The organism is Dehalobacter sp. TeCB1, assembly GCF_001707455.1.
Taxonomy (GTDB): Bacteria; Bacillota; Desulfitobacteriia; order Desulfitobacteriales; family Syntrophobotulaceae; genus Dehalobacter; species Dehalobacter restrictus.
On record NZ_MCHF01000065.1, the window covers coordinates 135,571 to 151,524 of the forward strand.

At 48.6% G+C, this 15,954-nt stretch carries 8 protein-coding genes; 6 read left to right on the forward strand and 2 right to left on the reverse strand.

Annotated features, from left to right (window positions below; all coding sequences use genetic code 11):
* Positions 1–12: 12 nt before the first annotated feature.
* The 4 genes from A7D23_RS14040 to A7D23_RS14055 all read left to right on the forward strand — a co-directional run bounded on the left by A7D23_RS14040 (position 13) and on the right by A7D23_RS14055 (position 5,313).
* Positions 13–1,347: an O-antigen ligase family protein gene (locus A7D23_RS14040; RefSeq protein ID WP_068884155.1), complete on the forward strand. Its 1,335-nt coding sequence runs from the start codon at positions 13–15 to the stop codon at positions 1,345–1,347.
* Positions 1,348–1,988: 641 nt separating this feature from the next.
* Positions 1,989–3,209 carry a glycosyltransferase family 4 protein gene (locus A7D23_RS14045; RefSeq protein WP_068884157.1) on the forward strand — a complete coding sequence of 407 codons (1,221 nt, stop codon included), beginning with the start codon at positions 1,989–1,991 and terminating at the stop codon, positions 3,207–3,209.
* Between the two features lie 199 nt (positions 3,210–3,408).
* The gene (locus A7D23_RS14050) at positions 3,409–4,578 is read left to right on the forward strand and encodes a DegT/DnrJ/EryC1/StrS family aminotransferase (protein WP_068884159.1); all 1,170 of its coding nucleotides are present in this window, start codon (positions 3,409–3,411) and stop codon (positions 4,576–4,578) included.
* Positions 4,579–4,701: 123 nt separating this feature from the next.
* Positions 4,702–5,313, forward strand: coding sequence for a sugar transferase (locus A7D23_RS14055; protein ID WP_068884161.1), 612 nt, complete (start codon positions 4,702–4,704; stop codon positions 5,311–5,313).
* A gap of 128 nt (positions 5,314–5,441) precedes the next feature.
* Here the strand turns inward: A7D23_RS14055 and A7D23_RS14060 are convergent, their stop codons facing one another.
* On the reverse strand, positions 5,442–6,422 hold the full coding sequence (locus tag A7D23_RS14060) for a glycosyl hydrolase family 18 protein (protein WP_068884162.1): 981 nt from the start codon (positions 6,420–6,422) through the stop codon (positions 5,442–5,444).
* 263 nt (positions 6,423–6,685) lie between these two features.
* Positions 6,686–8,758: a cell wall-binding repeat-containing protein gene (locus A7D23_RS14065; protein WP_068884164.1), complete on the reverse strand. Its 2,073-nt coding sequence runs from the start codon at positions 8,756–8,758 to the stop codon at positions 6,686–6,688.
* A 311-nt stretch (positions 8,759–9,069) separates the two neighbouring features.
* On the opposite strand from A7D23_RS14065, the gene A7D23_RS14070 reads away from it, so the two are divergent.
* Together A7D23_RS14070 and A7D23_RS14075 are read left to right on the forward strand one after the other, a co-directional pair.
* A complete protein-coding gene (locus A7D23_RS14070) occupies positions 9,070–11,673 on the forward strand; it encodes a S8 family serine peptidase (RefSeq protein ID WP_242871539.1) in 2,604 nt (867 codons plus the stop codon).
* Positions 11,674–12,204: 531 nt separating this feature from the next.
* On the forward strand, positions 12,205–15,801 hold the full coding sequence (locus A7D23_RS14075) for a cell wall-binding repeat-containing protein (protein ID WP_068884168.1): 3,597 nt from the start codon (positions 12,205–12,207) through the stop codon (positions 15,799–15,801).
* The last annotated feature ends 153 nt before the right edge of the window (positions 15,802–15,954 follow it).

A 15,954-nucleotide genomic window follows, 5' to 3' on the forward strand; every position in this document is an offset into this window, starting at 1 on the left:
GAGGAATCGAACATGCTTCAGTGGCCGGTATTCGTGTTGACCATCATACTTCTTGGTTACCTGGCTGTCAAAAAGCCGCTATGGCTTGTGCCGTCTCTGGCAGTGGCAGTTGCGTTGGAAATATCGATTAACTGGTATCCGAACCTTGGCTTTCTGGAAAAAATTTTGGGAGAGGTCTCCCTGACCAGGCTTACCAGTATTGTTCTGATCCTGGCGGCATTTTCCCGCGTGTTTTTTTCGGAGGAGATGCGCAAAAAACTTAGGGTGGTTCTAAAAGATCCACTGACGCTTGTTTTATTGGTTTTTATCATTCTCGGTGGGATAAGTGTTGTATACTCCGCCAACTTTGGCAACACTGTTACTGAAACCATCCGGCTGCTGATTTTATTTGCTGTGTTTATCTCTACCGCACTTTTGATGGATAAAGAACGCGCTCTGCTGCCTTTCAAAGCCGTACATATCATGGCACTCCTGCTTGCGCTGGTCAGTTTCTATGAAGGGATTACGGGGAACCTGATCTGGCAGGGAGACAAACTGCTGGTTGAGCAGACGCTGCGGGTCAATGCTACCTTTGTCGACCCCAATATTTTTGCACGTTACATCATCCTCGGGATTGCATCGAATTTTGTTCTGCAGATTTATACCCGGGAAAGAAGCCATAAACTGATTTATATGGCGTGTCTCGCTGTCCTGCTGGCAGAATTAGTACTGACCGGTTCGCGCGGTGGATTCCTGACGCTTCTGGCAATTCTGATTGCCACGCTGATCTTCTTGCCAAACAAAAAGGCTGTTCTCTGGGTTCTCGGTTTAGGAGCCCTTTGCGGGGTGCTCGTGATCTTCCTGCGTCCGGAAATCTGGGAGAGGATGCTGACGATGACGAAGGGTTTCGCATATTCAAGCGAGCAGCGTTTATACCTTTGGAAGGCCGCGATTGCAATATTTAAGGACCATCCGCTGATTGGCACCGGCCTTGGCACTTTCGAGACCGTGTTTAAACAGAGTTATTTTGATTTGATGAATATCCCCGGCGGAGCAATACGCTCCCACACCACCATTCTGACGATTGCTTCGGAACTGGGGGCCGTGGGGTTGGCTGTACTCACGGCGATCTGGGCAGTGATCCTGTACAGGCTGGCCAAATTGTTCAGCCTTGGACATGACTACCTTGGTATGTTTCAGGAGCAAAACCAATACTTTGCCGGCACGGGCTATGTGCTGTGGGCTGCAACCGTATTTATCAGCTCTCAAGCTGAGGGACGCTTCTTCGAGGATCCGATATTCTGGCTCAGCTGCGCGATGCTGGTGGTGTTGAAGCTTTCGCGGAAGTACCGGCTGGAGCTTGACTAATTTGGTAGAGCTTTTCTCTGTGGGGTAGCGGACTAATCTAATTCTAGGGCTTGTCTGTGGGCCACAGATTGATTGCATTTTTAGGGCCTGTCTGCGTGCCACAATTCCGCTTTCGGCCGTTGTGTCCTCCTTGACACAAAAGGCCGCGCTCCGCACTCCTTGCTCCGCTTTTCGCGGAACCGTGGCACGCAGACTGATCATAAGTTCATTATCATTGTTCTGTGGCGCACAGACTAATTATAAGGTCGTTTATGTAAGTCTGCATGTATTAGACCTTCCATGGCTTGTGTTCATGGTATTACGGCATTAAGCTATCCATGGCCGTCGCTGCGTTTCGCATCCGCAGTCCAGCTGGACGTGCTTAGCACATCTTTTTTATTACTAGTATACTGTTCTCTAGATAACCTGACATTTAAACCTTCATAGCTGGGTCTGTGTGCCACAGTTCCAGCGTTAAGCGGAGCATGGAGGCGGAGCGCGGCTGTTTGCGCCACGGATGGCGCAACAGCCGAGAGCGGAATGTGGCGCGCAGACCAGACCCAAATGAACATATTTCTCAAACTATCTAAAGATCAATGTACTAGAAGAAGCAGCCAAAATAGGTTTAGTAAAGTAAGTTTAATCTAGGAGTAAAGATAAATATGCGTATTTTGCTTTTGACGCAGTATTTTCCGCCGGAAAAGGGGGCGGCTCAGGTAAGGCTCTGGGAGCTGGCCAAAGGCCTGCGGAACCAGGGGAATGCGGTTACGGTCGTAACTGCCTTTCCGAACCATCCCACCGGGATCATCCCGGATGAATACCGGGGAAAAGTGTTTGCGCGTGAGGATATGGAAGGAATCGTTGTTCTGAGAACCTGCATATATCCGGTGAAGCGGGGCAGATTCTGGCTGCGTTTGCTGAACTATTTTTCTTTTGTCTTTTCTGCTTTTTTGGGAATTTGCCGCAGCGGTCCCCAGGACTTGATCGTTGTGGAATCTCCGCCGCTTTTTATCGGTTTTACAGCCGTCATTGCTTCTTTCTTCAAAAGAGCACCCTATATCTTCAATGTCTCCGATCTGTGGCCGGAATCCGCGGTGCAGCTCGGGCTTGTCACGAATAAACAGCTTATCGGCATGTGTGAGCGTCTGGAACGCTGTTTTTACCGCAAGGCATTTAAGCTTTCGGCCCAGACCCAGGGGATTGTGGAAGGGTTGAAAAAGAAAGGGGTCAAAGCTGAAGATATCTTATTCCTGCCTAACGGCGTTGATACCGAACTTTTTAAACCGAGGCCCAAAGACCCGGTGCTGGAACAGCAGCTTGGTCTGCAGGGAAAATACGTGATCCTGTATGCCGGGACGATGGGGTATGCCCATGGGATTGAGACAGCGCTTGAGGCCGCCGATCTGCTGCGTGCCGAGCCGGAAATATTCTTTCTATTTGTCGGCGACGGGTCCGAAAGACCCCGGCTTGAACAGATCGCCCGGGAAAAGGATCTGCCCAATGTCCGTTTTATCGATTTCCAGCCGCTCGAAGAGATTCCGCGTTATTATTCGTTAAGCAGCATCAGTCTTTCGACCCTCAGACGCTATAAGCTCTCGGAAGGGGTAAGGCCTTCCAAAGTATTCCCGGCGATGGCCAGCGGTCAGCCACTGATCTATGTCGGAGAGGGCGAAGGCGCCGAGATTGTCAAAGAAAGCGGCGGCGGAGTGGTGCTCGAACCCGAAAACCCCAGACTCCTTGCCGAGACGGTCTTGCGCCTAAAGGCAGATCCGGAAACCTGCAGGGTACTTTCCGAAAAGGGCCGGGAATATGTCATCAGGCACTATTCCTGGGACAGTATCGTCAGAAACTGGCTTGAGCAGCTTCATTTGAAGAAAGCCTGAAGTTGTTTTTTGGCCAAAGCGTAGTAAAATAAAGTAGTCAATGAAAAATTAGCCAATGAACAAGGAATTAAAAGTATTGAAGAATAAGCGAAGTATAAAAACAATTAATCGATAAATCAAAAAACAAATCTAATAAGAACAATAGAACAACATAATAACATGATAGCAGACACTGAAACGAAGAAAGAGGCGTAAATCTATGAGTCCACGACGCGAACAGTTCCTTCCCTATGCGCTACCGCTGATTGAAGATGATGATATTGAAGCTGTTGTCGACAGCCTGAAATCGAATTGGATTTCCAAGGGTCCAAAGACCGGAGAATTTGAAAAGCGTTTTGCCGAATATATCGGTGTCAAACATGCCATTGCGCTGAATTCCTGCACTGCAGGACTGCACATCGCCCTGCTGGCTGCCGGAGTCGGAGCAGGCGATGAGGTGATCACCACGGCCATGACGTTTGCAGCCTCAGCGAATGTGATCATTCACTGCGGGGCAACTCCTGTTCTGGTAGATATTGATCCCAAAACCATGAATATCGATCCGGCAAAGATCGAAGAGAAGATTACTGCCAAGACCAAGGCAATTATTCCGGTCCATTTGGCCGGGCTGCCGTGCGAGATGGATGAGATAATGGTGATTGCAAAAAAATACAGCCTATTTGTTTTGGAAGATGCGGCCCATGGCACGTATACGAAGTATAAAGACAGAATGGTCGGCACGATTGGTGATGCGGCAGCCTTTTCATTCTATGCGACGAAGAATCTGGCGACTGGTGAAGGCGGCATGGTGATGACCAACGATGATGAGCTTGCCAACAAGATGAGAGTCCTGAGCCTCCACGGCATGAGCCGGAATGCTTGGAACAGGTTTTCCGAGAAAGGCTCCTGGTACTATGAGATTGAATACCCGGGATACAAGTACAATATGACGGATATTCAGGCTGCGATGGGGATGACCCAGCTAGCCAAACTGGAATCGATGCAGGCCAGAAGAGAAGTCATCTGGCAGCGTTATAACGCTGCTTTCAGCAAGCTTCCCGAAATAGAAGTTCCAACTGATTTCGCATATGCCCGTCATGCCCGCCATTTGTACATGATCAGGCTGAATCTCGATAAACTTACGGTAGATCGGGCTGCGTTTATTGAACTGCTCAAGGAAGAAAATATCGGCACCAGCGTTCACTATATTCCGCTTCCGTATCATCCATATTACCGGGATACCTTTGGCTACAAGCCCGGAGATTTTCCAAAGACGGAAGCGCTCTACGAGAGAATTATTTCCCTGCCGCTTTATCCCAGAATGAGTGATGCCGATGTTCAGGATGTTATTGAAGCCGTACAGCGTGTTATTGAAAAGATCAGGTCATAAGAAGGAAGAACAGACTTTCTCCTCCGTTTCTTATAGAATTTAGGAAATTGTTCGAAATCATCTACGAAAGATAGTAAGAATATTTGTAAGATGTGAAGGAGTAAAATCCCAAGGAGTGGTAATTTGTTTGCGAAAAGGGTTTTAGACCTGTTGATTTCCATCCCGCTGCTCATTATTTTATCCCCATTGTGGCTGATGATTGTCCTTTGGATCAAAGCCGATTCCAAAGGCCCCGCAGTCTTCCGGCAGGAAAGAGTCGGACGGAATGGAGCGCTCTTCACAATCTATAAATTCCGGACCATGGTTCCGAATGCCGATGCTGTGATGAAGGAAAAAATTGAGCAGCTGAAGAAAGAAGGCAAGTTTGATCCCGACAACTTCATCTTTCAGGATAAGGATGACCCGAGGATTACGAAGAGCGGCAGATTCTTAAGGAAAAGCAGCCTGGATGAACTGCCCCAGCTTTTGAATATTATCAACGGTACGATGAGCATTGTTGGTCCGAGGCCGGAAGTTCCGGAAATCGTGGACCAGTATACCCCTGAACAACGTCATCGTCTGGACATGCCGCCGGGAGTGACCGGTCTAGCCCAGGTCAACGGCCGCAGTGAGCTGACCCTTACGGAAACCCTGAAATATGACGTCGAATACGTCCAAAACTGGCGTTTCGGCCTTGATCTGAAGATACTTTGGAAGACCCTTTTTATTGTTTTAAAGGGCAAGGGCGCGTACTAATATTGGAATGGTTCAGCACGTTTCTATAATGACTTACGTACTCTTCATGTATGATAAAAGAAACTTTTCCTGTGAGGCACTTCAGGTGTCTCTTCTTTTTTGGGGGTATTGCTGATTTCGTTCCTTCCCTATTCCAGCAGTGCCGCAAATTGCCCGGCGCTTGTCTGGTCGAGCCAGGCCAGGGACCAGCAGCCTATCCCTCCGAGTTTGAATTCGTTAAGCAGGCAGAGTTTACCTGCCCAGCTCCGGTTATCATCGTAATACACGGTCCAGCGATGACCGTGTTCATCTGTATAGCAAAAAGTTGGTGTACCGATGGGATCGGAGGAAGAGGTCTCTCTCGTGCTTACTGCACGGAAGTGTTCAGCAGTCCGCGTGGCAGCGGAGAGACCTAGCGCTTTGGATACCCAGCGCGTGCCGTCCTGCCGCCAGGTTCTACCGTAAAACGGTATGCCCATCAGGATCTTCGAGGGAGGAATCCGTGTAACGGCATAAGCCATGACCCTGCGCACCCAGTCCAGCGGTGCGATCGGACCCGGTGCAGAGGTTGCATAATGCAGGTCGTAGGACATGATTTGTACGTAGTCGGCATATCCGGATAGCTCGGCGTAGTTATACTGAAAGCACCAGGGCTCTGCTGTGTCGGAAGTCCGGGACATCACAGAGACAAGCGTAAGCTTTTCTATGGCTGATAGTTGCGCATAGAGGTCTTTCATTAAAGCGGTAAGTCCCGGTCCGGTATCGGACGAGAGCGCTTCAAGATCGACCAGAATCCCGTCCGCGCCGGTTTCCCGGATGAGCTTCAGGCAGCTTTCCTTGAAAATACTGCGTTTCAGCGGGTCACGCAGCATATCCCCGGCAGTCTTGCCGCTGCCCAGCACCATCGGAACCACTTTGGCGCCGCTGCGCTGTCCGAGAGCTACCAGGTACTTCGGTATTTCAGGATCGGTGAAGACATAGCCAAAGCTGCCATCCGCTTGCAGCGGCCCTGCAAAATTCGGGACCAGGATATCAATTGATTTCAAAAGATTGCCGGAAACGCAGGCCAATTGTTTCTCGTAAGCTGCCTTACTGCCGTATCCATCCCAGAACTGAAGGTTAGTTGTCATCTTGAAACCCCACTTCTTAGTTTCTTATCTTCTGATATGAATATTCAGCACGAAAAAAGAGGGTGCGTGAACACCCTCTAGTACTAAATAGGTAAATTACAGTCAGACTTAAGTATATCGGTCCTGTCTGCGTGCCACAATTCCGCTTTCGGCCGTTGTGTCATCCTTGACACAAAAGGCCGCGCTTCGCTTCCTTGCTCCGCTTGACGCTGGAACTGTGGCACGCAGACGGATCAAAGGTTGGTTAAGTAAATTGTTAAAAATTAGTTGATCCGCTCTTTCAGCAGCGGGTACAGCTCCGGAGTGCTGACTTCGTTGATCCAGCCCATCGACCAGCCGCCGATGCCACCGAGATTATATTCGTCCATGATATCTAATTTTTCTCCCCAGCTGAGCCGGTCATCGAAATAGGCTGTTCTGTTGTAGCCGCTTTCATCGACGTATTGAAAGGTCGGTACGCCGATCGGGTCTGTCAACGTGGTCTCTCGGGTGATTGTAGCACAGAACTGGTCAGCGGTCTGCGTTGCGACTGCCCAGCCAAAAACCTTGGATACCCAGCCGCTTCCTTCCGTTCTCCAGGCCCTTCCGTAGTAAGGAACGCCCATCAGGATCTTCTCCGAAGGAATTTCAGTCACGGCATAAGCGATAACTTCTCTGACCCAATCCAATGGCGCGATCGGGCCGGGAGCGGAGGTCGAATAATGTTTGTCATAAGACATAATCTGAATATAATCTACATACTGAGCGAGGTCGCTGTAATCGTACTCGTCGTACCAGGGTTGAGCGGTCTCGGAGGTTTTGGACATCACAGATACCATGACCAGTTTTCCCTGCGGATGAAGTCGCGTATAAAGGTCCTGCATCAGGGCAGTCAGGCCTTCTTCAGAGCTTTCGGAGAGTGCTTCCATGTCGACCAGAATGCCATCGGCATTGGTCTCCGCAATCAGTTTGAGGGAACTGTTCACAAAAGTACTGCGTTTGGTCGCGTTCTGCAGCACGGAATCAGCCGTACTGCCGCTGCTCATGACCATCGGTACGACCTGGGCACCTTTGCTCTGCCCCAAAGATACCAGATATTTTGGGGTTTCGGCACTGCTGAACCGATAGGCAAAGCTGCCGTCGGCCTGGACAGCCCCGCAAAGGTTAGGAACCAGAATATCGATATAGTCTGCCAGATCTCCCGGGACATAGGAAAGCTGGTTTTCATAAGTTGTCTTGTTCGCATAGCCATCCCAGAACTGCAGCGATATTTTGGAACTGGTGCTTCCGATCCGGACAATATTTTGTATTGCCGTACTGATTACATCAAAACCGCCCAAGAAAAAGAAATTATTCACACTGGCTCTGTTTGATCCAAGATAAGCTGTAGTGGGCGTATTCAGCAGGGCATTTTCGTCCTTCGGAACCAGTAGAATCGGGTTATTGTTTCTAGCGGCGAGCACAGAGCCTGCCAATGCATCCGGGAAGGAACCGCCTGTCGCGACAACCATTTTGTCCATATTATATGGAAGATTTTTTAATATCGCCACATTGGTCTTGTAGCGGTCCTGGTCACTCAGTCTGCTGACGGTATAGCCCGCTGTTTTGAGCTGCCCGGCAACTGAAGCACTGATGGCACTCTCACCACCAATCAGGGTAATTTCAGTGACACCGAGTTTCTGGAGCGCATTCAGGGTTGCTGTGGGGACTTTCTGCGTATCGGTCAGCAGAAGCGGAATTCCATTGGCTGCGGCGTACGAAGAAATGCTCAACGCATCGGCAAAAACTTTGCCGGAAGCCAGGAAAGCCCGTGTACTACTTTCAATTGAAGTCGCAGCAATATTGGCCGCAGTTTCATAGCGGTCGTTTCCCTGAATCCGATAGGTCTGCAAGCCACTGGTTTTCAGGGCATTTTCGACGCTTGCCGATATCGCGCCTGTTCCGCCAAGGATAAAGACCGAGGAAGCATTCAGCCGCTGGATTTCCTGAAGGACTTCAGGACGCAACCGGTTGGATTCGGTCAGCAGCAGCGGTCCGCCGCCAACCACAGCGCTGTTGGCAAGAACGGCACCGGCCAGTGCATCCGGAAACGCATCTCCGCGGGTCAGGACGACGCTGCTGGCATTGGTCCAGTTATTTGAAGATATTTCGACCGCTGTCTCATATCTGGTTTCTCCGGCAAAACGGGTAAAGGAAGTGGTACTGCTGTCTGCAGCATAGGCGGATTTAGGCGTTTCTCCCGTTCCCATAAACAGGCTGCACGTAAAGAAAGAAGCCAGGGTCAGAGTCGCTATTCCTTTTCTAACCAGGCTTGTCGCTTGCTTTTTTTGATGACTATTCATTTTTAACTTGGACATAAAGATTCTCCTCCATATATTCTGTCTGGCAAAAAACTGGATATCTCTTTATTTCGCCATCAGACTCGAAAGTCCTGTTCAAAATGCAGGAAAATATAAGATCTTGCCGAATTTGTGAAAAACATACAAAAACACAAAAATGTGAGGACAAAAAAATGCTGCTTATAAGCACCAGGAATCCGCAAAAACAAAAAACGATCCGATTGAGAATAAATTCCCTTCTAAACGTAAAAAGTTTTTCAGCACTTTTGCTTTGTTTTATTCTGGTATTTCAGGGCATACCAGACGGCCTGGGGGAGGCCACAGCTGCTATGGAGATATCTGATTCTTCAACACTGCCGGCCCAATCTGAGCAAACGCCAAGCGGAAACAGCGAGCAACTGTTTATAACGGAAGAATATGGTCCGGCAGCCGTACGTTTGGTCGTTGAGACAACTCAGAACACCGATCTCGATACACTGGCTGAAGCTGTCGGAGGTGAGCTGGTAAGGACCGGGCCGCTTGATTATTGCACACTGCAGTTCGAAGGAACCAAGGATACAAATGAAGCAGCGGATATCCTGCAAAAGACACTTCAAGTTCCGGGAGTTCTAAGTGCGTCCTGGAGTAAAAAATATCAGACCGAAGGCGTTGTAGATACGAAAGTTTTCACTACAGCTGTCAGTGATCCCGAATACAGTTACCAGTGGGGGCTGCAAAGGGTAAGGGCCGACCAGGCCTGGCAAGAAGGTGTAACCGGCCAAGGGGTCGTGATTGCCGTGATTGACACCGGCGTGGACCTCGATCATCCGGATCTGGCGGATGCAAACGGCAGCAATCTTGTCAAAGGGTATAACGCCATTACGCGAAGTACTGACGCCGGAGCCGAACAAGACGATAACGGACACGGCACCTCTGTGGCCGGATTGATTGCCGCCCTGAATAACAATAAAGGGATTATCGGCGTTGCCTATAACGCGAAGATCATGCCGATCAAGGCCATGGACCGAAACGGCGAAGGCGAGGATGCCGTCATTGCGGACGGCATCATCTGGGCCGTAGATAACGGGGCCAAAATCATTAATATGAGCATCGGTTCTGACGAAGAGACCAAAATACTCGACGATGCACTGCAGTATGCGGCCAATAAAGGGTGCCTGCTGATCGCAGCTTCCGGCAATGTATCCGGAAGCGCCTCGCAGGCCTATAACCATCAGACTGTAGAAGGAATGAGCGAGGTATCCTATCCTGCGGCAAATCCAAACGTTCTTGCCGTCTCGGCAGTGGATTCCTCCGATGTGATTACGGATTTTTCACTGACTGGGCCGGAGGTACTGCTGGCCGCTCCCGGCAAAAGAATCCTCTCGGATTACTGGTCCACGACGGAAACGGGCCTGGCCTATATGACCGGGACATCCATCGCGGCACCTTTTGTCACGGGTGCAGCTGCATTACTCTGGAGCAAGTATCCGGGGCTGACTGCCGGCCAAATTAAACAAGCCCTGATACAATCTGCCTATGATCTCGGCCAGGAAGGCAGGGATGATGAATACGGCTACGGCAGGCTGGATATCTACCGTGCCCTGAAGACATTTGGAGCCCCGCAGCGCCATGCCTCTCCGGCCACTCTGGGCTGGGAAGGCGGCACCGTAGCTGCGGGCAGTGCCGGAGAGGAACCGGCTGTCGAACTGACCATCCCGACCGGAGCCTTTGCGTTGCAGGTCGACAGTACAGGAACGGAAAAAAAGATTAATATTTCCATATCTGAAGCAAAATCTCCGGGCAGTTTTCCTGAAGGGATCATTTCCGGCAGTGGGGTGTATGCAATCAGTTGGGGAGAAGTACTGCCTGAAAAAGTCCTTAACCTGACGGTCAAAGCAGAGTTGCCTGCCTCATACGCGTACGGATCAGAATCAGGCTATCTTGCCTATTTATATCGATGGAGCGGATCGAGATGGATCAGAGTTGGCGGCGGGTTCTCAATGAACGCCGCAGAGGTAGAAGTCTCCATCTATGAGCCTGGGACTTACCAGGTCGGCTGGAGTCCAGCTCCTGCTAACGACCGGATCGCCGGATCGGACAGGATCACGACTGCGCTGGCCATTGCGACGGAGGCGTTCCCTACCGGCGCGGATACCGTTGTGATTGCCCGCGCCGATGATTTTCCCGATGCGCTGGCTGGAGCACCGCTTGCTTACAAGTACCATGCGCCGATCCTGCTGACGTACCCAAATGAACTGCCGCAGGAAGTCTATCAGGCGGTTCAGGACTTGAATCCGAATAAAGTTATTATTCTTGGCGGCACAGGGGCTGTTTCAGCTGCCGTCGAAGCAAAGCTCGCCAATATTGCCGCTGTAAAGCGGCTGGCCGGAAACAACCGATATGACACTGCCGCGGCTGTCGCCGACATGCTTGGCACAAAAGGGCAGGCAGTCGTGGTCAGCGGGATCAACTTTCCGGATGCGATAGCAGCGGCTTCTTTCGCAGCAGTAGAGGGCAAACCAATTTTGTTGACGTCTTCCGGGATATTAAACAGCGAGACCTTGCTTGCTCTGAAGAAAAGTGCCATTACCGCTACGGAAGTGATCGGCGGGAGCGGAGCAGTCTCCGGAAATGTACTGTCAGAGCTACCTTCCCCGGTCAGAATTGGCGGTGCGGATCGTTATGCAACGTCTGCAGACGTTCTCCAAGAACATAAAACGGCAGGACAGGTACTATATATAGCTACAGGAATGAATTTTCCCGATGCACTGACCGGAGGAATATTGGCAGCGACAGGCTCAGCCAATATTTTGCTCGTTTCCCAAAGCGGTCTGTCTGCCAGTCAAAAAGTTTTGCTGTCATCGTACAAAGGCAAAACGGTGATAGCAATCGGCGGGGCAAAAGCATTGCCGAGTACTGTCTTGACGGAGATACGGCAGCTCGGATTACTGTAAAATAAGAAGCAATTTGTCTCCTGCGTCAGGTAAATGCCCCAAAAGCCGTCTTATAGAGGGACTGTGAACAGAATGTCACTAAAAAAACAGTGGAAATTTTTGCGCGAATATTGTAGAATAACATAGCGCGATTAATTTGGGTGATTATGTCAATTTCTTAAGGAATACCAATGTTTCCTGTGAAAAAAGTTGCGTGCTTATGCAGGAATATTGAGTTCTTTAAAGAATAATATATGGAGGTATGAGAAGCTCATCACATAAGCTTCTCTTTACCCATAGAACGTCTAAAGGGATAACCGCCCCTGAGGAACGAGGCTCAGAGGGGGGACGCCCCCGGGTTGGGTGGTGCCTTTAGATATTGCGCAATGTCTAAGGATAATCTTTGCGACACTGTTAAGGGGGGTGAAGTTAGAGGTTCCGCATTCGAGTAAAGGGAGACTGATTCAAAAACAGAAATAAAAATACTAAATTGAATCAATTTGCCCGAAGACAAAAAAACCCTTTTTAAAGAAAGAGAGGAGATTTGACTAAATGAGTAGAACGAAGAAGATAGCCGTTTTAGCTATCATTGCTATGGTTCTGACCCTGATGCCTGCTGCGTTGTTTGCTGCTACAGCAACTGACACAAGAATCGCTGGCACAGACCGTGTTGGAACTTCCATCGAAATCGCCAGCGCAGGTTGGACTACTGCTGGGACAGTAATCCTTGCTCCTGCCGACCAAGCCAACCTCGTTGACGCTCTGGCCGCTGCACCTTTAGCAGGCCAGGAAAACGCCCCGATTCTTTTGACCTTTAAAGGTTCCTTAGATGCTGCTGTAAAAGCTAAAATTGCAGCTCTGGGTGCTACCAAGGTTTATGTTGTCGGTGCTATTTCCGATGCTGTAGCTGCTGAAGTAGATGCCATGACCGGTGTTGCTGTTGAAGCACTGAAAGGTAATGGCCGTCAGGCTACTGCTGCTGCTGTCAATGCCAAATTGACCAGCCCTGCAGGTACTTTTGTAGTTGGCTATGATGCTATTCCTGATGCTCTGTCAGTTGCATCTTTTGCAGCGAAAAACAAATATGCCATCATGTTGGCCAATGCTGACGGTACCTTCTCTGGTACAGCAGTCGGCTCGACCAAATACATCGTTGGCGGAACAGCCAAAGTTGCTGACATCAGTGGCTTAACCCGTATTTCCGGTGCTGACCGTTTTGCAACCAACAAAGCTGTTGCAGATACCCTTACTTTCACTTATGACAGAGTATATGTCGCCAATGGTGTAAGCCTGGTTGACGCTCTGGCGGTTGCGCCTTTGGCAGCTAAATACAGCGCATTTGTTGCTCTGGCTAGCGGCAGTGATGTTGCTGCTTCTGCTACGGTGAATTCTAAACTGACCTCTGCTAGCAAAGTTATTGCTGTTGGCGGAACCAGTGCTGTATCCGATACAGTTAAAGGTAAAGTTGCTTATAATAATGGAACTGTAACAGTTGAAAGCGTAAGCGTACTAAACGCTAAACAGGTACAGGTTGTATTCAATCAGGCTGTAACCGGTCTTGAAAAGTCAAACTTCACAGTTACTCAAACTGCTGATGCTGCTGGAGTTGACAGACTTACAGATTCTGTTACTGCAACCAACGGTGTTGCCGGTGCTACTGTAGGAACTGGTGCTATTGTTATGAGTGCAGATAATAAGACTGCTACATTGACAATTGACAATGGTGCTAAATTCACAAATGGTAAGACAATTTCAGTATTGGTTAAAACCGTTACTAATTTAACTGATATCACTAAAACTGCCGTTCTTTCCGACACTGTAGTTCCTTCAATTACAAAGGCAGAATCCGTAGGTTCTAAAAAAATAAAAATAACCTTTAACGAGCCTGTATATAATGGCGCAACTGATGATACAACAACAAGTATTCTTGCTGCTGGCAACGTTGTGATTAACAATGGTGCTGTTGCAGTAGCTTCAGTTGTAGGCGGAACTAGAGGATCAAACGCTTTAATTGTAACCACGGCTGCTGATCTGGCTGTTGGCACTGAGTATACTATTAAACTCAACACCACAGGTGCCGGTACTGATCTCAAAGACTTTGCTGGTTATTTAGTAATGGCAAATGCTACTTCTACTTTCACCCACACAGCTGTTACAACAGTGCCGACAGTGACTGCAGAAGCTAAGTCGGAATACAAAGTCAGACTTACTTTTGACAAACCTGTAACAATTGATGCCACTGGTAACATTGAATTCAGATATGGCTACAACGCTTCAACAGCGGTTAAAGTTACTTCCGCAGGTGGTGTTCCCGCTGCTGTAGCAGGAAAAGACAACCAGTTCGATGTAACATTCGCAAGCCCTCTCAATCAAGGCGCTGGCACGATGTACATCTACTATAAGGTTGCTGCCGATGCTGCTAAGACTAATGTAATTGTTGACGGTTATGGAAACGTGGTTCCAACCGGAACTGCCGTGACTTTCTCAGTTGCTACTGACGTAACAGCTCCGACGGCTACTGTCGCTTACAAAGATGCAACGCATATGGATGTAACCTTTAGTGAAGCGGTTACCGGACATGATACCCTCAGCAACTACGTTGTTAAGGATAAAGACGGTAAAGTTGTAGCAGTTACAGGATTTGCTGTAGTAGATGCCAACACTTACAAATACAGACTGACAGTTGCTTCCATGGCTGTTGGCGGAAACTACACAGTTACAATTAGCAGCAATATCAAAGACACTTCAGCTGCTTTAAACAAATTCGTATCAACGACTTTCACTATTACTGCACCTGATACGACAAGACCTACACTAACTAATATGGCTAACAATGCAGTTGTTGCAAATGCTGATAAGATTTATATCTACTTCTCAGAAAACATGAGCACAACAGCTACTGACTTAAACAATTACAGACTCGCTAATGCTGGTGGAACACAGTACACACTGCCCACAGGCACTACGATTACACTTAATGGATCTACTGCAACAATCAGCCTTACTAAGACGCTTGCAGGAATTGCAACCGATTTGGGATCCGGTGCTTTGACCCAGATTTATGTTGGCGCAGTAACCGACCTTGCCGGAAATAACCCTGCAACAATGGCGAATTCTGCAATCAATGTGATGGCTGCTAACTTTGCTCCTGGTGTTGCAACTGTTAAGAAACTTGCTGATAATCAAGTAAGCTTCACAGTTACAAGACACTTGAAATCAGCGGATGCAACCAAAATTACTAAGACTGCTGGCGGAACACAAGCTACTCTTGCAACCTACACCAACAATTCAGATGGCACTGCAACTGTTACTTGTACCTTCCCGGCTGCAACATTTACAACAACTGCTGCTGATCAAATTAGCTTAGCACTTGATGCATTGACAGATTTGAATGACTTCACGAGTGCCGCTTCTGGTGCTAACAATATCACTCTGGATTATGCAGCTCCAACATTTGCTGCTGCTACTCCGTATGTTACCAACGATAATGACAAAGACGGACAGATTGACCAGATTATTGTAACTTACTCAGAAGCTCTGTATGCCGCATCTGTATCTGAATCTGATTATACTGTTGAAGGTTATACCATTAATGGCGTAACCGTAGGTGGTGCAACAGTTATAATTGCTGTCGCTGAAAAAGGATCTGCAGATACAAATGTAACACCAAAGTTAACACAAGTTGGAACCGTACAAGACGATATTACACTCACAGCTACACAGACTGCTAGAAACGAAATGGCAGCTCAAACCGAAAAAACTGTTGCTGACGGTGCTGCTCCGGTACTTTTAACAGCTACTATCACAGCTGGAGCAACTGCTGGATTTGGTAATGATGCTGCTGATCAATTGACATTAACATTCTCTGAGCCTGTTTATGCTCCTGCAGCTGGTTGGACTGATGCAGCTCCTACCTTCGCTCAATTAGCAGCCGCATTTACATTCTCTGGTGGACAGCCGGGCGACGGTACGTTCACTTCTGGTTCAATTGATACTACGGCTGAAGCATCAGCTACAATCGTTCTTACTTCAGATGGTGCTTTGACCAATGTAGTATCTGCTGCTAATACGATTACTGGTAAGGCTGCAACAATTAAGGATGCTGCCAACAATACCCAAGTCGTTGGTACAGCTGTAACTGTTAACTAATAATCATCACAAGAACTTACCAATAGTTTGAGGGCTGATTTCCATATGGAAATCAGCCCTCTTTCGTAAGCGCTTAAGAGGTTCTTTCCCACTTTAGTGGTAAGCGCTTAACAACAGAGTAAGCGTCAAAGGGGTTCTTTCCCACTTTAGTTG